Raw genomic sequence first — 22397 nt, forward strand, 5'->3', positions numbered from 1 at the left:
TGAAGCGGAAGAGGGCGGTTGCCGCCGTGTCGCCACAGTCCCCCAGTAACTCGAGCTCCCCCAGCCTTCGGCCGGGCGGTGCCCCCACGACCGACGACCAAGCAGCCGGGAAGAACCCCGCTGCCGCGTTCGGTCCGAACGAGTGGCTCGTCGACGAGATCTATCAGCAGTACCTCCAGGACCCGAATTCGGTAGACCGCGCCTGGTGGGACTTCTTCGCCGACTACAAGCCCGGTGCTGCGGCCGCGGGGGCCGCAGAGACCCCGACGGCCGCCCCGGCCAGGCCCGCGGCCCAGGCCGCCCCGGCCGCCGTGCCCGCACCGGCCCCCGCGCAGCCCGCCGCGGCGGCTCCGGCCGCTCCGGCGCCCGCGCAGGCCGCCCCCGCGAAGGCCCCGGCCAAGCCGGCGCAGCCCGCACAGGCGCCCGCCCAGCCGAAGGCCAAGGCGGCGCCGGCCGCTCCCGCCACCGCGGCCCCCGACGGCCCGGAGTACGTGACGCTGCGCGGTCCGTCCGCGGCCGTGGCGAAGAACATGAACGCCTCGCTGGAGCTGCCGACGGCCACCTCGGTCCGCGCGGTCCCGGTGAAGCTGCTGTTCGACAACCGCATCGTCATCAACAACCACCTCAAGCGCGCCCGGGGCGGGAAGATCTCCTTCACGCACCTGATCGGCTTCGCGATGGTGCAGGCCATCAAGGCCATGCCGTCGATGAACTGGTCCTTCGGCGAGAAGGACGGCAAGCCGACCCTCGTCAAGCCGGCGCACGTCAACCTCGGCCTGGCCATCGACCTGGTGAAGCCCAACGGCGACCGCCAGCTCGTCGTAGCCGCCATCAAGAAGGCCGAGACGCTGAACTTCTTCGAGTTCTGGCAGGCCTACGAGGACATCGTCCGCCGCGCCCGTGACGGCAAGCTGACGATGGACGACTTCACCGGTGTCACGGTCTCCCTGACCAACCCCGGCGGCCTCGGCACCGTGCACTCCGTGCCGCGCCTGATGCCCGGCCAGTCGGTGATCATGGGCGTCGGCTCCATGGACTACCCGGCGGAGTTCCAGGGCACCTCCCAGGACACCCTGAACAAGCTCGGCATCTCCAAGGTCATGACGCTCACGTCGACCTACGACCACCGGGTCATCCAGGGCGCCGCCTCCGGCGAGTTCCTGCGCCAGGTCGCCAACCTGCTCCTCGGCGAGAACGGCTTCTACGACGACATCTTCGAGGCCCTGCGCATCCCCTACGAGCCGGTCCGCTGGCTCAGGGACATCGACGCCAGCCACGACGACGACGTCACCAAGGCCGCCCGGGTCTTCGAGCTGATCCACTCCTACCGGGTCCGCGGCCACGTCATGGCCGACACTGACCCGCTGGAGTACCAGCAGCGCAAGCACCCCGACCTGGACATCACCGAGCACGGCCTCACCCTGTGGGACCTGGAGCGCGAGTTCGCCGTCGGCGGCTTTTCCGGCAAGTCGATGATGAAGCTGCGCAACATCCTCGGCGTGCTGCGCGACTCGTACTGCCGCACCACCGGCATCGAGTTCATGCACATCCAGGACCCCAAGCAGCGCAAGTGGATCCAGGACCGCGTCGAGCGCCCGCACACCAAGCCGGAGCGCGAGGAGCAGCTGCGCATCCTGCGCCGGCTGAACGCGGCGGAGGCCTTCGAGACCTTCCTGCAGACCAAGTACGTCGGCCAGAAGCGCTTCTCGCTGGAGGGCGGCGAGTCCGTCATCCCGCTGCTCGACGCGGTGATCGACTCGGCCGCCGAGTCCCGCCTGGACGAGGTCGTCATCGGCATGGCCCACCGCGGCCGGCTGAACGTGCTCGCCAACATCGTCGGCAAGTCGTACGCGCAGATCTTCCGCGAGTTCGAGGGCAACCTCGACCCGAAGTCGATGCACGGCTCCGGCGACGTGAAGTACCACCTGGGCGCCGAGGGCACCTTCACGGGCCTGGACGGCGAGCAGATCAAGGTGTCGCTGGTCGCGAACCCCTCCCACCTGGAGGCCGTCGACCCGGTGCTGGAGGGTGTCTCCCGCGCCAAGCAGGACATCATCAACAAGGGCGGCACGGACTTCACCGTCCTGCCGGTGGCGATCCACGGCGACGCGGCCTTCGCGGGCCAGGGCGTGGTGGCCGAGACCCTGAACATGTCGCAGCTGCGCGGCTACCGCACCGGCGGCACGGTGCACATCGTCATCAACAACCAGGTCGGCTTCACCGCCGCCCCGGAGTCCTCGCGCTCCTCCATGTACGCCACGGACGTGGCCCGCATGATCGAGGCCCCGATCTTCCACGTGAACGGCGACGACCCCGAGGCCGTCGTCCGGGTCGCGCGGCTGGCGTTCGAGTTCCGCCAGGCGTTCAACAAGGACGTGGTGATCGACCTCATCTGCTACCGCCGCCGCGGTCACAACGAGTCGGACAACCCGGCGTTCACGCAGCCGCTGATGTACGACCTGATCGACAAGAAGCGCTCGGTGCGCAAGCTGTACACCGAGTCCCTGATCGGTCGCGGCGACATCACCCTGGAAGAGGCCGAGCAGGCCCTGCAGGACTACCAGGGGCAGCTGGAGAAGGTCTTCACCGAGGTCCGCGAGGCCACCTCGCAGCCGGCCGCCGCCGACATCCGCGCGCCGCAGGACGGCTTCCCGGTGACGGTGCCGACCGCGATCTCCTCGGAGGTCGTCAAGCGGATCGCCGAGTCCCAGGTCAACATCCCCGACCACATCACCGTGCACCCGCGCCTCCAGCCGCAGCTGCAGCGCCGCGCGGCCATGGTCGAGGACGGCACGATCGACTGGGGCATGGGCGAGACCCTCGCCATCGGCTCGCTCCTGCTGGAGGGCACCCCGGTCCGCCTGGCCGGCCAGGACTCCCAGCGCGGCACCTTCGGCCAGCGGCACGCGGTGCTCATCGACCGGGAGACCGGCGAGGAGTACACCCCGCTGCAGTACCTCTCCGAGGACCAGGCGCGGCTGAACGTCTACAACTCGCTGCTGTCCGAGTACGCGGCCATGGGCTTCGAGTACGGCTACTCGCTGGCCCGCCCGGACGCGCTGGTGATGTGGGAGGCGCAGTTCGGCGACTTCGTCAACGGCGCGCAGACGGTCGTGGACGAGTTCATCTCCTCGGCCGAGCAGAAGTGGAGCCAGACGTCCGGCGTCACGCTGCTGCTGCCGCACGGCTACGAGGGGCAGGGCCCGGACCACTCGTCCGCGCGTCCCGAGCGGTTCCTCCAGCTGTGCGCGCAGAACAACATGACCGTCGCGATGCCTACGTCGCCGTCGAACTACTTCCACCTCCTGCGGTGGCAGGTGCACAACCCGCACCACAAGCCGCTGGTCGTCTTCACCCCGAAGTCGATGCTGCGTCTGAAGGCGGCGGCGTCGAAGGCGGAGGAGTTCACGAGCGGGCAGTTCCGTCCGGTCATCGGCGACGAGTCGGTGGACGCGGCCGCGGTCCGCAAGGTCGTCTTCTGCGCGGGCAAGGTCTACTACGACCTCGAGGCCGAGCGGAAGAAGCGGGGCGTGACGGACACGGCGATCATCCGCATCGAGCGGCTGTACCCGCTGCCGGGTGCGGAGCTGCAGGCGGAGATCAAGAAGTACCCGAACGCCGAGAAATACCTGTGGGTGCAGGAGGAGCCGGCGAACCAGGGTGCGTGGCCGTTCATCGCGCTCAACCTGATCGACCACCTGGACCTGGCGGTCGGCGCGGACGTCCCGCACGGGGAGCGGCTGCGCCGCATCTCCCGCCCGCACGGCTCGTCCCCGGCGGTGGGCTCCGCGAAGCGGCACCAGGCTGAGCAGGAGCAGCTGGTCCACGAGGTCTTCGACGCGTAAGCCTCCGGCGGTTCAGCCCGTGTGACAGGGCCCGGCACCGAGTTCTCCCTCGGCACCGGGCCCTTTCGCCTTCCCGGCGGGGTGGCCCCGGTGCGTGCGCGACCGCGGGCCCGTCGTGGCCGCTCGCGCAGTTCCCCGCGCCCCTTACGGGGCCCGTCGGAGCTGCGGGCATGCGTGCCGCAAGGGCGGCGCCCACCCGGCAGCGGCCGTGCTACGTAGCTGCGGGCATGCGTGCCGCTAGGGGCGGCACGGGTGGGCGCAGCGGCACCACCCAGCGGGCAGTGGCTCTCCTCGCCCCGCCACCAGTTCAGGGCGAGGGTTCAGCCCAGGTAGGCCTCGAAGTCCCAGTAGGGGCGGGTTCGCTGGCGGGCGGAGATGGTGTGGGGGTGCTGGGCGCCCAGGGTTCGGGTGAGGGTGAGGAGCGCGTCCTCCTCCAGCTTGCCCGCCTCCTCCTGCTCGTGCGCAGCCCGGAGGTCCGCCGCGAGGGCCACCTGGCAGGACAAGGTCAGGGGATGCTCGTGCCCCAGCACGTGCCGGCTCCGCCGGAGGGTCTCCCGGCTCAGTTCCACCGCCTCGGGGATCCGCCCGTTGAAGTTCCGCGCGGACGCCGTGTTCAGCGCGCAGCCGAGGACCCAGGGATGGTCACCGGTGAGCGTCGAGGTGAGCCCGGCCAGCGCGGACTCGAACATCGCCAGCGCCTCGGCGCGTTCACCCGCGGCCTGCATGACGAGCGCGGTGTTGGTCAGCATGCCCGTGGCCACCGGATGGGCGGGCCCGAGCAGCGCGCGGTACCCGGCCTCGGCCTCGTCGATGAGGTCCCGGGCCTGGCTCAGATCACCGTGCTCCCGCAGGTAGTTGCCGTAGTTGGTGACGAACGCGAGCGTGCGGTAGTGCTCGCGCCCCCGCAGCCGGGCCAGCTGTTCGAGCAGCCCGGCCATGGAGGGTGCCAGGTCCTGGCTGTGCCCGCCCTCGCGGCGCCGGCACATGGTCAGCTGGGCCCGCGCCTCCAGCGTCTGCGGGTGCTGCGGTCCGAGCACCTGGACGTGGGTGCGCACGAGCGGTTCCTGGCGGGCCAGCGCGTCCCGGTAGCGGCCGAGGAGCCGCAGGTCGTGCGCGACGGCGTTGCCGGAGTTGAGGGTGTTGATGTGCCGGGCGCGCAGCACGTTGTCGCGCCGGGCCAGGGTCTCCAGGTCGAGGTCGTACGCCTCCTCGTAGCGGCCGAGGAGCCGCAGTCCGACGGCGAGGTTGTGGCGGGCGCTGAGCGTGCCGGCCTCGTCGGGCCCGAGGAGCCTGTCGTTGCCCTCCAGGACCTGCCGCTGGAGTTCGTACGCCTCCTCGTAGCGGCCGAGGTAGCGCAGTCCGCCGGCCACCGCGCCCTGCGTGGTCAGCTCGGCGATCTCGTCGCGCCGCGGGCCGGACCGCAGCCGCTCCAGCAGCCGCCGGTCGAGTTCGTACGCCTCGCGGAACCGGCCGCGGGAGCGCATGAGGTAGCTCTCGTGGTAGGTGAGGTCGAGCATGGGCCGGGACAGCGGGTCCAGGGCCCGGGACCAGCGGTCGCGGATCTTCTGGGCGAGTTCGAGCCCGCTGGAGTACTCGCCGCTGCGCATGCAGTACTCCAGGCAGTTCAGGACGGTCGCCCGGACCCGGGGCTGGCGGCTGTCCAGTGCGCCGGAGGGCTCCAGGTGGGGCAGGAGTTCGGCGTACCGGGGCCAGTTCCGGCTGTCGGCGGCGTTGCCGGGGTCGGCCTCGGCGAGCAGCGTGCGCACCGCGCGTCGGTGGCCGACCCGGCTCTCCTCGCTGGTCAGCTTGGAGACGATGTCGTGGACGAGCCGGTGCATGTGCACGGACTCCTGGTGCGGGCCCATCTCGGCGCCGAGCGCGCCGCGCGTCTCGCGGGTGAGCACCGAGTAGTTGACCAGGGTGTCCAGGGCCCGGGTCCAGGCGGGCAGGTCGGTGGCCATCCAGCGCAGCTGCTCGGGCAGGTCGGTCTGCGGGTAGGCGCGGATCAGGCCGAGCGGGATGCGGCCGGGCGCGAACGAGGTGCACAGGCCGAGGACGTCGATGGCCTGCGGCTGGGAGCGCCGGAGCCGGTTGAGCAGTATCGACCAGGAGGTCATGGAGGACTGCGGGAAGCCCTCGCCGGTGGCGGGCTCGTCGACGGTGGAGAGCCGGCGTTCGCGGACCATCCGCAGGTACTCGGGCACCTCCATGCCGGACTCGCCGAGCCAGGAGGCGGCCTGCACCAGCGGCAGGGGTACGTCACCGAACTCGGCGGCGACCTCGTCGGCCTCGGTGGCGGTGATGTGGGGGGCCCGGCGCAGCAGGTAGGCGGTGGACTCGGCGCGCAGGAACGACGGCACCTCCACCACGTCGGTGTGCTCGGTCCAGGCCCGGTTGCGGGAGGTGACCAGGACGTGCCCCGCGCCCTGCGGGAGCAGCGCGTTGACGCCGTCGCAGTCGTCCCAGCCGTCGAAGATGACGAGCCAGTTGCCGTACGGCTCGCCGCGCCGCAGGACGTCCCGGACGGCGCGGATGCGTTCGCCGGGCTCGTTGCCGATGGGCAGGTCGAGTTCGACGGCGAGTTCGCCGAGGCGGTCGCGCTGGATGTTGCGGTCGTCGGAGTTGACCCACCACACCAGGTCGTAGTCGGTGCTGAAGCGGTGGGCGTACTCGGCGGCGAGCTGGGTCTTGCCGATGCCGGACATGCCGAGCAGGGTGCAGGCGGAGGCGCCGCGCTCGGCGTCGGCGAGGCTCTCGTGGATCTCGGTGAGCAGGTCGTCGCGGCCGGTGAAGCGGGGGTTGCGGCGCGGTACCTCGCCCCAGATCTCGCACCGGTTCTCGGGGTAGCGGGCGCGGGTGGGCAGGGCGCGCGGGGTGCGCCTGCGGTCCAGGCCGAGCCGGATGAGCAGGCGTTCCTCGGCGGCCTCCTCGCTCAGCGCCCAGAGGCTGGCCGGTTCCAGGACGGCGGTGGCGGGCAGCAGCGGACGGTTGGTGAGGTTCACGGCGGCGAACCGGTCGGCGTGGGCGGCGACGAAGCCGCGCAGCACGTCGTTCCACTCGCCGGCGGGGCGCGGGCCGAGTTCGAAGAACCAGTCGTTGAGGACCAGCAGGACCCGGCCGGTGGACAGCAGGAGGTCGCCGAGGGTGTCCTCCAGCGGGACCTCGCGCGGCGGGTCCCAGCGGTGCTGGGTGGTCCGGTGCCCGTGGCGTTCCAGGGTGTAGGCGATCCAGGCCGCCCATGAGCGGTGGTAGCCCGGAAAGACCACCAGGAAGTGCTCCGCCGCTCCGTCAGTGTCCGATCGCCGCTGTTCCGCCATCGCCGCTCCCTGTTCCCGCGCCCGGCTTCCGGGCGAGCGCCCCCATAACGTAGCGCAGTCAATCTTGTACGACGTGTCACCCGAGGGTTCGGGCAGCCACGCCGAGACTCGCGTGATGCCGTTCCATCTCCTGGACGAACTCCCTTCCGGAGGGGGTAAGTTCATCGGATCCGCGGAGGATGGACAAGGCTTTGCCGACCTGATCCCAGTGCGTGTCGAACTCACGCTCGGACCGAGGGCGCCGGCCCCGGCCCAGACCGGCCCCCGCGCGGGCCCTGCTCCACAGGTCGGCGAGTGCGAGGTGCGCGTACACGCCCTGGAGCACGCCGGGCACCGGGCGCGGGTCGGTGCGCCAGCCCACCCGGTACCGGGCGCCGCCCGCCCGGTGCAGCGGCACCAGTTCGTGCAGGGAGGCCAGTTTCGTGTGCTGGGTCTCGTGCACCAGGGTCACGGCCAGGTCGTCGGGCTCGCGGGGCAACTGGCTCAGCAGTGCGCCGGGGGCGGCCCGGAGGGTGGCGCTCATGGGCGGACCGGCGGTGCGCCCCGAGGGCGCGAGGGGCACCACGGCCCGCAGGACGGCCCCGGTCTCCGCCGCGCGGCCGGGGTCGGTGGCCGCGAGCAGCGCCTGCGCGGCCCGCCACCGCTCGGCCCACCCCACCGGGTCGGAGTCGGGACGCTCGGCGGCGGGCAGCGCGTCGGGCCCGATGCCACGGTCCGGCACGCGGTAGGGGTCCAGGTCTTCGAGTACGACGGCGCTGCCGGGCAGCGTGTGCAGCCCCTGCCAGCCGACGCCCGCGCCCGGTCCGGGGCAGGTGAACCGGACCCCGGCGAGGCCGTCCGCGTCCTCGACCCGCGCCGCCCCGGCGACGCCGCGGACCCGGACCCGTCGCGACGGACAGCTCAGCACGCCGAGACCGGGCAGCACGAACCGGCCGGAGGGCACGTCGAGTTCGCGGTCGACGGGGCAGCCGGCGCGTACGGCGGCGGCAGCGGCGAGCCCGCTCAGATGCGCCAGCCGCGCGGCCAGGGCCGGGCCTTCCGGCGCGGCCAGCGTCTCGGTGAGCCAGGCGCCGGTCATCGGGTAGTCGAGCAGGTCGCGGACGGCCGCCGGATCGGTGCGCTCGGCCCGCTCCAGCAGCGCCCAGTCGTCGTCGAAGCGGCGGCGGACGGCCGGGGCGAGCGAGGCGACGCAGCCATCGACGCGGACCAGGACCGCCTTCAGGAGCAGCAGGCGACGCGCGTGGAGTGCGGCACGCAGTGCCTCGGTGCCGCCCGGCGTGGGGCGGGTCCTCGCGAGTTCCCTGATGAGTACGGAGGTGTCGGTCGCCAGGGTCATCCCCGGCTGCCCTCGCCCTCGGCCGGCGCGCCACGTCCGGCCGGAAACGTACGGTCGTCCGGGCCAGCCGGGGCGGCGGAGGGCTGGGCCGGGTCCTCGCCGACGTACCAGACGTCCGTGGGCCCGGCCGGGGCGCTCAGCACCTCGGCCACCGCCGTCAGCAGGCCGGGATCGTCCCTGGCGCGCAATGTCCGCAGGTCGACGGCGGTGAGGCCGGTCAGGAGCGCGGTCCGGCCGGGGTCCTCGCCGGGTCCGGCCGCTGCCTTCCTGTGCTCCGCCACCCTCGGCTCCTCCCTGCCCATGCCCGCCCCGCACGGCCACAACGGCTGCCCAGTTCTTCCCGACGCGGCGAACTCAGAAACACTCAATCGATCAACTCCGGTCACGGCCGGTCGACTTGGTTCCTCATTCGGTCCACGCGTACCACGGTGGTGCGATCCGGGCCCAGTCCTCCTGTGGCATCCCCCGTGCTCCACCCTGTCGTCCTCCCTCCGAGGCCAGTTCCTGTGCCGTTGTGCGGGTGTGTTCCACGTCCGTCCAGTCGACCTCGCGCAGCGCGCCGACCAGGCGTTGCCATTGCTCGTGCGCGGCCCGGAACGCCTCCTGGGCCGCGCCCGGCCGGCCCATCAGGGCCAGCACCGCCCCGCTTCCGTGCCGGGCCCGGGCCGCCGTGACGGAGCCGGGATCGGCGCCGTGCGCGGCCTGCGCCTCCCGCTCGGCGTTCTCGTACGCCTGCAGCGCCTCCATCAGCACCGGGGCGCCCGCCTGGTGCCAGCCCTCCAGCCGTACCCGCCCCAACTGCAGCCACACCTCGGCCCGTACGGCGGCGTCGGCGGCGGCGCGGACGGCCTGGCCGAGGAGGTGCCGGCTCTCGAACAGGTCGGGCAGGAAGCCGAGATGACGGAACCGCTGGGCCAGCGCACTGCCCACGAGCCCCTGCAGCCGCCCCCGCGCGGCCGACCTGGCCGGCAGCGACTTCAGCGCCTCGCGCAGCACCTGCTCGGCCCGGTCGACGACACCGGCGCCGTCCCGCGCCGAGGCACGGCGGAGCAACGACTCGCCCCAGGCGACGAGCAGCCGGCCCCGCACCGCGCTGTCGACGGGCGCCAGCCGCACGGCCCGCTCGTAGGCCGCGTCCGCCCGGGCCGCCTCCCCGGCCGCGTCGTGGAACGCGCCCGAGGCGGCGAGAGCGGGCACCAGCAGGGCGGGGTCGTCCCCCGCGGCCCGCTCGGCCCGCTCCAGCGCCGCCCGCGTCTCCCCGTCGTCGGCTCCGGCCCCGCGCAGCGCACGCGCCAGATCCAGCAGAGCGCTCCCGCGTACGCCGTCCTCGCCCCCCTCGACCTCCAACACGGCACAGGCCTCCCGGAGCTCGGGTATGGCGGCACCCGCCCGCCGCAGGTCCAGCAGAATCCGCCCGCGCGACAGCAACCGCGAACGGTGAGCGCCTATGACCCAGGGGTCGGGCGAGGACACGGGGCCGGGTGAGGACACGGACGCGTCCACGGCGGTGCCGGGCCGGGCACCGGCAGGCTCACCCGAGGCCGCACCGCCGGACACCGGCGCGTCCCCCTGCCCGCTCCCGCTGCCGCCGGCCGACCCCTCCGATCCCGCCTGCGCGGCTCTTCTCGGGGCCTCTCCGGGACCGCGCCGGGACGCCTGCCCCTGCGCGACGGCATCCCGGGACGCGGACAGCCCACCCTGCCCGTCGCCGAACGACCCGGCAGTGCCACCTCCCTCCCCCGCGCCCGAAGCGCTCCCCGAGCCATGCGGAGCAGCCCCGCCGAGGTCACCGGAGCGCTCCCGGCTCAGCCCGCCGTCGCCCGACCCCGGCCCGTCGCCCTCCTCCTCACCGAACGGCCCGGCAGAGGCGCCCCTCTCCCCCGCGCCCGCATCCGCGTCCTCGACGGAGCCGCGCGGGGCGATCCCGCCGGAGCCGTCGTGTCCGGGAGTGGCGCCGCCCGATCCGGGGCGGTCGTCCTCGGCGGCGCCCCGGGCGGGCGGCCCGGTGGAGTCGTGGCGCTCGTCGGTGTCGTCGTGCCGTGCCGCGGTGACCGGTTCCGTTCTCTCCGCGAGCCAGGTCCAGGCTCGGGCGGTCACCGTCGGCCAGGGTGGGGTCGTGGGGTCCAGGGCGGTCAGGGCTGATGTGAGGTGGTCCGGTTCGGCGGTGAGGTGCCACAGGTCGCGGCGGCAGGCAGCCAGTTCCAGGGCGGCGTCGGCCTGTTCGCGGGTGTCGGCGGGGGCCGACGCGTGGGCGGCGGCGAGTTCGGTGACGGCCTCGCGGAGCAGGGTCGCACGCTGCCCCGCGGCACGGGTCGCCGCCGTACCCGCCTCGGCGCGCAGGACGCGGCCGAGGACCAGGCGGACCCGGGCCCCGGAGTCCGGCGGTCCGCCGGTAGCGGAGGCCTCCGCCGCCGCACGGGCGTGGTCGCGGGCGTGCCGCAGCACCTCGGGGTCGCCCAGGCGCCGCCACTGGTCGAGAAGCCGCTCCGCCTGCGTCAGCGGGTCGGGCGGGACCAACTCGGGCAGGTAGAAGCGCAGGACACGGGCCGGGATGCGGGCGAACAGCTCGGCCTCCATATTGCCGCCGCCCTCCTGGTCGCCCACGCCGCCGGGTACGGCCCCGGAGGCCGGGCCGTGGTCGGCCAGCCGGGCCGCGGCGAGGGCGGCGAAGTTGCGCGTGCCCCTGCCGAAGTGCCGCTCCACATACGCCGAGCAGTGCTTCAGGACGAGCCCGGCGGTGTCCTGGTCGAGGGAGGCGAGGAGCAGATCCTGCACCCGGCCGGGATAGGCGAAGCAGGGCTGGTCGTCGGTGCCGGGCAGTTGCCGGAGCAGCCCGCCCAGCAGGACCTCGGCCAGTTCCATCGGCCCCGTGTCGGGCAGCATGGCCCGCTGGACGAGCTGCATCACGGGCAGGGTGAGCGGGGCGGCGGCGAGGTAGACGGCGAGGCGCAGCGCGCCGGGTGAGGCACCGGCGCGGAAGGCACGCAGCAGGTCGTCCTCGCTGCGCGGTGCGGCCGGCGGAACGGGTGCCGCGGCCGCCGTACCGGGGCGGGTCACCCCGGCCCAGGCGCGTTCGGTGGTGGGCCCGGTGCCCGCGAGTAGCCGGGCGAAGGCCTCGAAGGCCTCCGGGGTGGGTTGCAGCACCGGTACCGGACGGGCGTCGGGCGCCGGTTCCTCCCAGGGCTCGTCGTCGGGGAGGAACTCCATGCGTCCGCCCACCTCCGCGGCGCGGACCAGCATCCCGGGCTCGGCGGGCAGCGCGGTGCGGCCCCACAGCCGGGGCGGCAGCGGCTGGACGACGGCCAGCGGGGCGGTGCGCGGCCACGCGTGCAGCAGCCGCTGCGCGGTGCCGTTCTGCCACAGCGGCCCCACGCAGTCGCTGACGACGAAGGTGATCCGGCGCCCGGTGGGGTCGTGCAGTTCGTCGGCCGAGCGCAGCCGGGTGTGCCGGCCGGGCCCGGCGGTCGTACCGACGACGGGGGCGCCCACGTCGTCGGCGTACAGGTGGTGGACGCGTACGGAGGCGAACGCGCCGGACTGCTGGCAGGCCTGGCGCAGTTCCTCGACGAGCCGCCCCCACACGGCCATGGCGGGCCCGGTGTCCATGAGCAGCTGGACGTCGCAGCGCCGGCGGCGGCCGGGGCGGGTGACGGGGAGCAGGATGCCGCTGGCGGCGGCGCGTTCGGCGGTGGCCTCCTCGTCGATCCGCTCGTCCTGGACCCTGGCGGGGCCGACCCGGTAGCGGCCGAGCGCGCGCAGCGCCTTCTCCAGTCCGAGCAGGCCGGGCAGGGCGCCGGCGGAGGGCGCGCGGACGGGGAACGCGGCGGGGGCGCCGTCGGACGGCGCGGAGGGGAGGCCGGGGCGCGGGGCGGGTCCGGGGGCGTGGAGGGGGACGGGGGCGGCGGGGCCGTCCCCGCCGGGCGGCGGCGGAGCGGGATCGGGCCGCGCCGGGGAGCCGGACGGTAACTCGCCTGTTCCGGAGGGGTGTTGCCGCCCCGACCCCGGCGCGTCACGGGCCGACGCCCCCGCCCCCGGCTCGGCCGATGCCCTTGCCTCCGCCTCGGCCGCCGTCTCCGCCGCCGCCTCGCCGAGCCGCCGGGCCAGCCAGACCGCGTCCGCCACGTCCTCGACGGTGGGGTCGAGCCCGCCCTGGCGCAGCTTGCCGATCAGCTCGTCCAGGCGCATCCCGGGCATCCGTCCCTCACCTCGTACGGTCGAGCGGCTGCATGAGCATCTCGGCGATCCGCTCCCGCGTGAGGCTCTGCGCCCGCGGGTCGTGCTGGGTGAGGAAGAGTGCGTTGAGGAGCTGGTCGGCGGCGAGCACCTCGCCGGGTTCGCGCTCCAGGAACCGGCGGATCAGATCGGCGCCGGCGGCCACGCCCTCCGCGCCGAGGTGCGCCTCGACCATGGCGGTGAGCTGCTCCTCGCCGGGCGGGTCCAGCTCCAGCTGGACGCAGCGGCGCAGCAGCGGGGCGGGGAAGTCGCGTTCACCGTTCGAAGTCAGAACGATCACCGGGAACGCGGTGCAGGCGACCCGACCGCCCTGCACGGCGACCCGTTCGCCGTCGTCGGTGAGTACCTCCACGACGGGTTCCCGGTCGGCCAGCCGCTCCAGCTCGGGTACCGCGAACTCGCCCTCCTCCAGGGTGTTCAGGAGGTCGTTGGGCAGGTCGAGGTCGCTCTTGTCGAGTTCGTCGATGAGCAGGACGCGTGGCTCGGCGGCGGGCAGCAGCGCGGTGCCGAGCGGGCCGAGCCGGATGTACGAGCCGATGCCGGGCGCGGCCTCAGCGGCCCCGTCCCCGCCCCGGGCGCGCTCCAGCTGCACGTCCTGGAGGCGGCCTATCGCGTCGTACCGGTACAGGCCGTCCTGAAGGGTCGTACGGCTGACGATGGGCCAGCGCAGCACCCTGCCCAGGCCGAGTTCGTGCGCGATCGCGTAGGCGAGCGTCGACTTGCCGGTGCCCGGATTGCCGGTGACCAGCAGGGGCCGGCGCAGGTAGAGGGCCGCGTTGACGGCGTCGACCTCGGCGGGCCGGGGCGCGTAGCTCTCGACCATGCGGCGGCGCACGCCGAGCCGACGGGCGCTGCTGGGGTCCTCGGGACCGGACTCCCCGCCCTCCCGGGAGGCGGCGAAGTCGCGCCAGGGCGGCGGCGCCGGCAACCGCCGTACGCCGTCGTGCGGCTGACCCACTCCGCGGTAGATCCGCCAGTCGTTCACCTTGGGCTCCTCCCGGCTCTGGTGATCATGCAGCGGGTCCGGCCGTCCGACGTACGAGGCTACCGCCACCGGCCGTGCCTGCCGAGGTGCGACGTGCCCGGCGTTCCCGTTTCGTTGTGCGCGAAAGCCCTTGATCCGAGTGTGAGTTGACGGTAGGTCCGGTGGGTGCCCGGGGGCCCGGGTCAGCCGCCGGGGGCGGCCAGGGGCGGTGGTCGCATGGCCTCCGTTCCGTACGACGGGCGGTCCGGCGGGTCGAACAGCACGGCGAGTTTGCCGCGCAGGCCTTGCGCGTCGGCTGTGCCGGGGTCGGCCAGCCGTATCCGCAGGTCGCGGACGGGACCGTGCAGCCCGTCGGCGTGCCGGGCCGCCGTCAGCAGGGCGGCGGCCTGCCGATGGAAGTCCGCGCACTCGCCGTGGTCGTGCCGGTCACGCCGCCACAGCACCACGGAGTGCCCGGCCATCAGCGCGTCCTTTATCGCCGCCTGCCCCTCCCCGCTGCCGGCAGGCCCGCAGTAGACGGGCACGCAGGCGTCGTCCAGGGCCGTCAGGGCGCCGTAGTACGGGTACGTGCCGGTGGGGCGCGGCCCGGCCGGGTGGCCTTCCTCCGGGGGCCGACCGTGCAGCGCGGCGTGGGCGAGCGGTCCCTTGCACACGCCGTGCCAGCGCCGGCGCCACTCCGGGGAGGGCGAGCGGTCACTGCGGCGTACGTCCCTGATGACGACGGTGCGGCGCAGGCCGAGCGGTATGGACCGCTCGTCGACGAAGTCGTCGTCCGCGTCGCCGTCGCCGTCGCTGTCGGCCCAGGAGGGGGCGTCGACGGGGGCGGCGCCGGTGCCGGTGCCGGGCACCAACTGCCACTCGTCGACCGGCAGGTCGAAGAGCTTGCGCGGCAGGAACACCTCGATCCCGGCCAGGTGCTCGCCGTGGTCACCGAGGCTCAGCGCCCGCGCCAACGGCTCCCGCAGCGCACCGGCGAGTTCCTCGGCCCGCACGCCTCGGTCGTCGCCGTCGACGGGGGTGACGTCCTGGCCGTCGTAGAGGAGCTGCACGCGCCAGGGGTAGCGGCCGTCGTACATCGGTGCGCCGATCTTGACGAGGACGTCGGTTCGGGTGGTGACGGGCACTTCTGCCGGTGGTGCGGGGGCCGGGATCGCGGGGGCGGGCATGAGGGCCGGTCCGGAGCCCGGGCCCGGGGAGGCGGGCACGTGTATCGCTGTCCCGGGGACGGGAGTTGCGGGGGCAGGCGTCCCGAGGGCGGGGGCTGCGGGGGCGGGCGCCACGGGGACCGGCGCTGCGGGCGCGGGCGCGGGCGCGGGCGCGGGCGCGGGCGCGGGCGCGGGCAGGGCGGACAACGGCCGTGCCGGAACCGGGGTTTCCGGTTCGCGCGGGGACGGCAGCCCGACTACGTGTCCGTCACCATGGCCGTAGTTGTAGCCGTCACCGCCGGTGGGTTCATCCGTCCCCCCGGAGGGTCCGCCGGCCACCCCCTCCAGCAGTCCGCGGATCGCCTCGCCCACCGCCCAGTGGCGGTGGCCGTCGGCCTGGCCGGTGATCCACTCGGCGAAGGCGCGCAGCCGCTCGGGGTCCGTCTGCCCCGGCCGCTCCCGCAGGCTGGTGCGCAGCACCTTCGCCGCGTACAGCAGGACGGCGTCGAGGTCGACGAGGGTGCCGCCGCCACCCGGGTCCAGGGTGCGCAGGCCGTACAGCAGTCCGGCGCCCTCCCGCCAGGTCCGTACGTCCTGGAGGACCAGCGAGCGCAGCCGTTCGCCCCGCACCTGCTCCTTGACCTCGTCGACGAGGTGGACGACCTGACCGGCGCCGGCCGGCGGCGGCAGTTCGGCGAGATGGCCGTAGAGGCGGGCCCGCAGACCGGCGGTGATGCCGGAGACGGCCGGCACATGGCCGGGCAGGGCGGTCTGGATGCTGGTCCAGTTCGCGTACGGCGACGGGTCGTCGAGGAGGCGGAGGTGGTGCCGGTCGTGCGCGCGCAGCACCTCGCGCAGCACGCGCGCGCCCTCCCGCAGGTCCAGCAGTTCGTGCAGCGCGGTGACCGGTACGGCGACCCCTTCCTCCCGCCGGCGGCCCTTGATGACGCCGATGACGGAGCCGTGCCGCAGGTCCAGCACGGGGCCGCCGGACAGGCCGCCGATCGGCAGGCTGCCGCCGAGGAGCAGCGCCCGCGCGTCGGAGCCGGAGAGTTCACCGGTGCCGTGCCGTATGCCCAGTTCACCGGTCTGCAGGGACCAGCCGTACAGCCCGACGGGGGCGCGGGCGCCGGGTTCCCGGTCGCTCAGCCAGAGGCAGCGCACGTCGTCGGCGCCGCTCACCCGCACGAGCGCGAGGTCGGGGAACGGCCACGGATCGCGGAACGCGCGCGGGGAGTCGGGGCCGGGTGCGAGCAGGACGGCGACTCCTGTCCCGGCCCGTTCCTCCCAGGCGCCGGCGGCGGTGCGCTCCTGCCAGGTCACGCTCATCGCGCTCTCCCCTCGGCACACCGCGGCTCCCCCCTTCCCCACGACGTGCGCGCAGCTCAGCAGCCATCCCGGGGCGATGAAGAAGCCTGATCCCCAGTACGCGTCACGGTCCGTTGCATACCCTTCGGCCGGTGCGCCGATGCGTGCGAGGGAGGGGCGCACCATCTCGTCGAAGGCGCTCATACGACGCCGGGGGCCGGGGATCCGGACGGTACGGCCCCCGCGTCCGCGCCGTCGCCGGCGGCAGCCGGACCGGTGGCGCCGGGGGTCCCGGCGGGTTCGGTCCAGGTCAGGGACACGTTCAGGGAGGACCGGCCGCCGCCCTCCGCGATGGCGCTCACGATCTTGCCGGACTGCGCGGTCAGTTCGATGCCGAAGCTGACGGCCACCTCGACGGGTGCGGCGGTGTCGAGACCGGCGCGCAGGGAGCGCACGACGCCGCCGACGGTGCCGGCGAGTCCGTCGGCCAGGTCGATGACGCGGTCCCCGAGGCCCGTGTCCCAGAAGCCACCGCCGTCGTCGGTGTCGATGCCGGTGTCGGTGCCCGGGCGGCTCTCACCGGCCGTTCCGATCCGGGCCCAGACGACGGTCCCGTCGTCGAGCCGTATGCGTTCGACTCCACCAGCCATGACGCCCCCGTTCGCTGAATGGGAGCAGCAGGCTAACTCCGGAGGTTGCCGATCGGTACCGGGAAGGGTGACTACTCGTCATTCTTCGGCGGCACCCGGGAGGGCTGCGGCTCGTCTACTCGTCGTCCTCGTCGTCGAGCCGGGCGAGCCAGGTGGCCAGGCGCTCGACGGGCACCTCGAAGTCCGGGTTGAGGTCGACGAAGGTCCGCAGCTGCTCGGCCAGCCACTCGAAGGTGACTTCTTCCTCGCCCCGTCGCTTCTCCAACTCCTCGATGCCACGGTCGGTGAAGTACATGGGCGTCTCTCTTCTGCGTGCTGCGGCGTCCGGCCGGTGTCGGGTCACGTCCAGCGTACGCAATGCCGTGGGGTGGGTTCGCCTCCCGGTCGGCGCCGGTCGCGCCCCTTCGAAAGGGTGACTTGACTTTCCGTGACCGCGATATATCGTGTTTCCCGGAGGACGCGATATGGCGTGTCGTAGCCGTACGGCCTCCCTGTCCGTGCCCCGCCCTGTCTGCTGCCGCCTTGTCCGGCCGAGGAGGTCACCATGTCCGAGTGGTCCGTCGCCGAGCCCCAGAAGCTCACCTTCGACACCCCCGTGCACGACCTGCACGTGCGCATCGTCAACGGAACGGTGAACGTCGTGGGCACGGATGAGGGCCCCGCCAGGCTGGAGGTCTCGGACATCGAGGGCCCACCCCTGGTGGTCACCCAGAAGGGCGGCACGCTCACGGTGGCGTACGACGACCTGCCGTGGAAGGGCTTCCTCAAATGGCTCGATCGCAGGGGCTGGCGCCGCAGCGCGGTGGTCTCCCTCGCGGTTCCGGCCGACACGCACGTGGAGGTGGGCGTGGTCGGCGCCGCGGCAGTGGTCTCCGGGCTGCGCGGCCGGGCGGCGGTCCAGGGAGTCACGGGTGACACCACGCTGGTCGGGCTCTCCGGTCCGGTCAAGGCCGACACCGTGTCCGGCAATCTGGAGGCCCAGGCGGTCACCGGCGATCTGCGGTTCAACTCGGTCTCGGGCGACCTGACCGTGGTCGAGGGCTCGGGCCCCTCCGTCCGCGCCGACTCGGTCAGCGGCTCCATGATCATCGACCTCGATCCGGACGGCCCGACCGATGTGCGGCTGACCAGCGTGTCCGGCGAGATCGCCATCCGGCTGCCGCATCCGGCGGACGCGGACGTCAAGGCGAACACCGCGAGCGGCACGATCTCCAACGCCTTCGAGGGCCTGAAGGTGCACGGCCAGTGGGGCGCGCACAAGATCACCGGACGCCTCGGCCAGGGCAACGGCAAGCTCCGGGCGACGACCGTCTCCGGCTCGATCGCCCTGCTCAGCCGGCCCTCGGCGGAGGACGACGGGGACGCCGCCTGGGAGACCGCGCCCCCGTCCCACCCCGCCCCGGCGCAGCCCACCGCCCCGGTGTCCGGTCCGCCGGCCCCCGCCAGAGACGATTCGGGCTCCGGCCGGGACTCCGACGGCACGGAAGCCGCCGCCGGGTCAGCAGGGTCCGCCGAGTCCACCGGGTCCACCGAGGCCGCCGAGGCCGCCGAGGCCGCCGAGACCGGCCCCGACGCCCCGGCCGGCGGCACGACCGACAAGAAGGTGCTCTGACATGCCTCCCGTCTTCGCCCACGGCCGCCTGCGCCTCTACCTCCTCAAGCTGCTCGACGAGGCCCCGCGCCACGGCTACGAGGTGATCAGGCTCCTCGAAGAGCGCTTCCAGGGCCTGTACGCCCCCTCGGCGGGCACGGTCTACCCCCGGCTGGCCAAGCTGGAGGCCGAGGGCCTGGTCACGCACACCACCGAGGGCGGCCGCAAGGTCTACGCGATCACCGACGCCGGCCGTGCCGAACTGGCCGACCGCAGCGGTGAACTGGCCGACCTGGAGCTGGAGATCCGCGAGTCGGTCGCGGAACTCGCCGCCGAGATAAGGGCCGACGTGCGCGGCGCGGCCGGCGACCTGCGCCGTGAGATGCGCGCGGCGGCCTCCGAGGCCCGCAGCGGCGGCACCAAGGCGGCCGGCACCGGGGCGGGCCCCTTCGGGGACTACGGCGACCTCGGCGACCTCGGTGACAAGGAGTCCTGGAAGGCCGCCAAGGAGGAGATGCGCCGGGTCAAGCAGGAGTTGAAGGAGCAGGCCCGCCGCGCCAAGGACGAGAGCCGCCGGGCCCGCGAGGAGGCCCAGCGGGCCCGCCGCCAGGCCCAGGAGGCGCAGACGCAGGCCCGCGCCCAGGCGCAGGAGGAGATGCAGCGCATCGCCCGGCGGGTCCAGGACCGCGTCCAGGACCACTTCACCCGGGGTGACTGGCCGACGGGCGTGCGCGAGGGCCTGACCGAACTGGCCAAGGAGTTCGGCGAGTTCGGGAAGGAGGCCGGCAAGGAGTTCGGCAAGGACTGGGGCTTCGGCCGCCCACCGGGGGAACCGGGCGCCCACCGGAAGACCCCGGACGCGGAGCCCGCCTATTCGGCGACCCCGGAGGACTTCCCGGCGGCCTACGAGCCGTCCTGGGCCCACGACGACCCCTCAAGCGACCCGGTCCGTGACCTGGACCGTCTCCTGGACCGCTTCCGGGACGACATCCGGGACGCGGCCCGCGACCACGGGGTCACCGCCGACCAGTTCCGTGACGCCCGCCGCCACCTGTCGACGGCGGCGGCGCACATCGGGGCGATACTGCGCGCCCCGAAGGTGTGACCGGCAGGCCTGCGGCCATGAAGCGGCGGCGGGCCCGGTGATCCTCCCTCGGATCACCGGGCCCGCCCCCGAAGTCGCCCCGAGCGGCCTCAGCCGTTGGTGAGGACGATCTTCCCGAACTGCTCACCGGCGGCGAGCCGCTCGAAGCCCTCACGGGCCCGGTCCATCGGGAGTTCCTCGTCGATCACCGGGCGGATGCCGGTGGCGGCACAGAAGGAGAGCAGGTCCTCCAGCTCGTCCTTGGTGCCCATCGTGGAGCCGACGATCTTCAGTTCGAGGAAGAAGACCCGGGTCAGCTCGGCGTGCGAGGGCCGGTCGCCGCTGGTGGCACCGGAGATGACGATCGTGCCGCCGGGCCGCAGGGACTTCACCGAGTGGGACCAGGTGGCGGCGCCGACGGTCTCGATGACGGCGTCCACCCGCTGGGGCAGCCGCGCGCCGGACTCCATGGCCTCCACGGCCCCGAGCTCCAGCGCCCGCTTCCGCTTCGCCTCGTCCCGGCTGGTGGCGAAGACCCGCAGGCCGGCCGCCTTGCCGAGGACGATCGCGGCGGTGGCGACACCGCCGCCGGCGCCCTGCACGAGGACCGAGTCACCGGGCCGTACACCGGCGTTGGTGAACAGCATCCGGTACGCCGTCAGCCAGGCGGTGGGCAGGCAGGCGGCCTCCGCGAAGGACAGCTCCCTGGGCTTGGGCAGGATGTTCCAGGTAGGCACGGCGACCTGCTCGGCGAAGGTGCCCTGGTAGCGCTCGGTGAGGATGGAGCGGGGCTCCCTGGCGCCGACGCCGTGGCCGGACTGGCCGATGACGGAGTGCAGGACGACCTCGTTGCCGTCCTCGTCGACACCGGCGGCGTCGCAGCCGAGGATCATCGGCAGCTTGTCCTCGGCGAGGCCCACGCCGCGCAGGGACCAGAGGTCGTGGTGGTTGAGGGAGGCGGCCCGGACGTTCACGGTGCTCCAGCCGGGGCGGGCCTCGGGGGCCGGACGGTCCCCCAACTCAAGGCCGGAGAGCGGCTGGTCGCGGTCGATTCGGGCGGCGTAGACAGCGAACATGGCTCGACCATAGGTGCGCACCCCGGCCGGCGGAACCAGGGCCCCCTGTGACACATACCCTCTTGCACAACCACACCCACCCGGCCCAGAGGGCCCTGCCCGGACTTTCCCCCGGCCTCCCGCCGGGGCCCGTAGCAAGCGGCCACCACCCCGACATCGGCCTCGTCCTCCACGCCCGGCTTCGCGCGCGGGAGTGGGAGTGCCCCCATCGCGGGGGGCGCGGCGCCCGCCCAGCACGGCGCCCGCCCAGCGCATCACCCGGCGCGCCGCCACCCGCCGGCCTTGTGCCGCCACCGCTGCCCAGCCCCGGCCGACTCAACAGACCTGGCGTCACCCGGTCGGGTGGGCGGGAGGGAGAAAAACGCGATGGCCCCGCCCGAGCGGGCGGGGCCATCGGGACGCTGCCCGGTGCTACCGGCGGGCGACGCCCTCCGCTCGGGCGGCCGCGGCGACGGCCGCGGTCACGGCGGGGGCGACCCGCTCGTCGAACGGCGACGGGATCACGTAGTCGGCGGCGAGATCGTCGCCGACCACGGCGGCCAGCGCCTCGGCGGCGGCGATCTTCATGCCCTCGGTGATCCGGGAGGCCCGCACCTGCAGCGCACCCGCGAAGATCCCGGGGAACGCCAGTACGTTGTTGATCTGGTTCGGGAAGTCCGACCGCCCGGTCGCCACGACCGCCGCGTACTTGTGGGCGACGTCCGGGTGCACCTCGGGGTTCGGGTTGGCCATGGCGAACACGAACGCGCCCTCGGCCATGGAGGCGACGGCCGCCTCCGGGACCGTACCGCCGGAGACGCCGATGAAGACGTCGGCACCCGCTAGGGCGTCCTCCAGCGAACCGGTGAGGCCGGCCTTGTTGGTGAAGGTGGCGACCTCGCTCTTGACCGGCGTGAGGTCCTGCCGGTCCGACGAGATGATGCCCTTGCGGTCCGCCAGCGCCACGTCCCCGATGCCGGCCTCGACCAGCATCTTGGCGATGGCGACACCGGCCGCGCCGGCGCCCGAGATGACGGCCCGCAGCTGCCCGATCTCCCGGCCGCTCAGCCGCGCGGCGTTCCGCAGCGCGGCCAGCGTCACGACCGCCGTACCGTGCTGGTCGTCGTGGAAGACCGGGATGTCGAGGCGCTCCTGCAGCTTGCGCTCGATCTCGAAGCACCGGGGCGCCGAGATGTCCTCCAGGTTCACTCCGCCGAAGGACGGGGCGAGCCGGACGACGGTCTCGACGATGTCGTCGGCGTCCGTGCAGTCGAGCGCGATCGGGACCGCGTCGACGCCGCCGAACTGCTTGAAGAGGATCGCCTTGCCCTCCATCACGGGGAGGGAGGCCTCGGGACCGATGTCCCCGAGACCCAGCACGGCCGTACCGTCGGTGACGACGGCCACCACCGAGGACTTCCACGTGTAGTCGTTGACCAGCTCGGGCTGGTCGGCGATCGCGGTGCACACGCGCGCCACACCGGGCGTGTACGCGAGGGAAAGGTCGTCCTTGTCGCGGACCGGCACCGTGGCCTGCACGGCCATTTTGCCTCCGCGGTGCAGCGCGAACACCGGATCGAAGGAATCGAGGGGCTCGGCCCCGTCCTGATCCGCACTGTCGCTGGGAGGATTGACGATCTCCGCTGCCACTTTGTTGTACCCCTTAGGTATGCATGATTTGAGGGTCGACCACTCCTGGTGAGGGGTGGGCGGGCACCGCGCACGGCCCGATTGCCTGATACGGACGGGCACATACGCGACGGGCGCGCCGCACACGCGCCCTGAGCCCCGGATGAGGGGTGTAAAGAACCTTCTTACCGGACGGACGGCACCCGCGACGAGTCCATT

General features: G+C 73.7%; 13 protein-coding genes. 3 read left to right on the forward strand and 10 right to left on the reverse strand.

The window, feature by feature from the left end:
• Window positions 1-26: 26 nt before the first annotated feature.
• Entirely contained in the window at window positions 27-3845 is a 3819-nt protein-coding gene (locus DBP14_RS09675; RefSeq protein ID WP_129306614.1) for a multifunctional oxoglutarate decarboxylase/oxoglutarate dehydrogenase thiamine pyrophosphate-binding subunit/dihydrolipoyllysine-residue succinyltransferase subunit, read from the forward strand.
• Window positions 3846-4165: 320 nt separating this feature from the next.
• Here DBP14_RS09675 and fxsT read toward each other — a convergent pair whose 3' ends face one another.
• The 8 genes from fxsT to DBP14_RS09715 form a co-directional block, all read right to left on the reverse strand.
• A complete protein-coding gene (fxsT, locus tag DBP14_RS09680; protein ID WP_129306615.1) occupies window positions 4166-7162 on the reverse strand; it encodes an FxSxx-COOH system tetratricopeptide repeat protein in 2997 nt (998 codons plus the stop codon).
• Window positions 7163-7238: 76 nt separating this feature from the next.
• The gene (locus DBP14_RS09685; RefSeq protein WP_129306616.1) at window positions 7239-8498 is read right to left on the reverse strand and encodes an HEXXH motif-containing putative peptide modification protein; all 1260 of its coding nucleotides are present in this window, start codon (window positions 8496-8498) and stop codon (window positions 7239-7241) included.
• The gene (locus tag DBP14_RS09690; protein ID WP_129306617.1) at window positions 8495-8779 is read right to left on the reverse strand and encodes a hypothetical protein; all 285 of its coding nucleotides are present in this window, start codon (window positions 8777-8779) and stop codon (window positions 8495-8497) included. Before DBP14_RS09690 ends, DBP14_RS09685 begins: the two co-directional genes overlap by 4 nt.
• Window positions 8780-8903: 124 nt before the next feature.
• On the reverse strand, window positions 8904-12692 hold the full coding sequence (locus DBP14_RS36370) for an SAV_2336 N-terminal domain-related protein (protein WP_206739240.1): 3789 nt from the start codon (window positions 12690-12692) through the stop codon (window positions 8904-8906).
• 7 nt (window positions 12693-12699) lie between these two features.
• Window positions 12700-13716, reverse strand: coding sequence for a MoxR family ATPase (locus tag DBP14_RS09700; RefSeq protein ID WP_129311763.1), 1017 nt, complete (start codon window positions 13714-13716; stop codon window positions 12700-12702).
• 182 nt (window positions 13717-13898) lie between these two features.
• Window positions 13899-16373, reverse strand: a complete 2475-nt coding sequence (locus DBP14_RS37260; protein WP_347239643.1) for a trypsin-like peptidase domain-containing protein — start codon at window positions 16371-16373, stop codon at window positions 13899-13901.
• Entirely contained in the window at window positions 16370-16819 is a 450-nt protein-coding gene (locus DBP14_RS09710; protein ID WP_241740855.1) for a CU044_2847 family protein, read from the reverse strand. The genes DBP14_RS37260 and DBP14_RS09710 overlap by 4 nt, the downstream gene beginning before the upstream one ends.
• Window positions 16820-16934: 115 nt before the next feature.
• Window positions 16935-17114 (reverse strand): DUF6104 family protein, encoded by a 180-nt coding sequence (locus DBP14_RS09715; RefSeq protein WP_003992906.1) that lies wholly within the window; start codon window positions 17112-17114, stop codon window positions 16935-16937.
• Between the two features lie 249 nt (window positions 17115-17363).
• Between DBP14_RS09715 and DBP14_RS09720 the strand changes: the two genes are divergently transcribed.
• Together DBP14_RS09720 and DBP14_RS09725 are read left to right on the forward strand one after the other, a co-directional pair.
• Window positions 17364-18431 carry a DUF4097 family beta strand repeat-containing protein gene (locus tag DBP14_RS09720; protein ID WP_129306618.1) on the forward strand — a complete coding sequence of 356 codons (1068 nt, stop codon included), beginning with the start codon at window positions 17364-17366 and terminating at the stop codon, window positions 18429-18431.
• Between the two features lies 1 nt (window position 18432).
• Window positions 18433-19515 (forward strand): PadR family transcriptional regulator, encoded by a 1083-nt coding sequence (locus DBP14_RS09725; RefSeq protein WP_129306619.1) that lies wholly within the window; start codon window positions 18433-18435, stop codon window positions 19513-19515.
• Window positions 19516-19604: 89 nt separating this feature from the next.
• Here DBP14_RS09725 and DBP14_RS09730 read toward each other — a convergent pair whose 3' ends face one another.
• Both DBP14_RS09730 and DBP14_RS09735 read right to left on the reverse strand, forming a co-directional pair.
• Window positions 19605-20570 (reverse strand): zinc-binding dehydrogenase, encoded by a 966-nt coding sequence (locus DBP14_RS09730; protein WP_129306620.1) that lies wholly within the window; start codon window positions 20568-20570, stop codon window positions 19605-19607.
• Between the two features lie 411 nt (window positions 20571-20981).
• The gene (locus DBP14_RS09735) at window positions 20982-22199 is read right to left on the reverse strand and encodes an NADP-dependent malic enzyme (RefSeq protein ID WP_129306621.1); all 1218 of its coding nucleotides are present in this window, start codon (window positions 22197-22199) and stop codon (window positions 20982-20984) included.
• Window positions 22200-22397: the final 198 nt, after the last annotated feature.

The organism is Streptomyces sp. L2 (genome assembly GCF_004124325.1).
GTDB lineage: Bacteria > Actinomycetota > Actinomycetes > Streptomycetales > Streptomycetaceae > Streptomyces.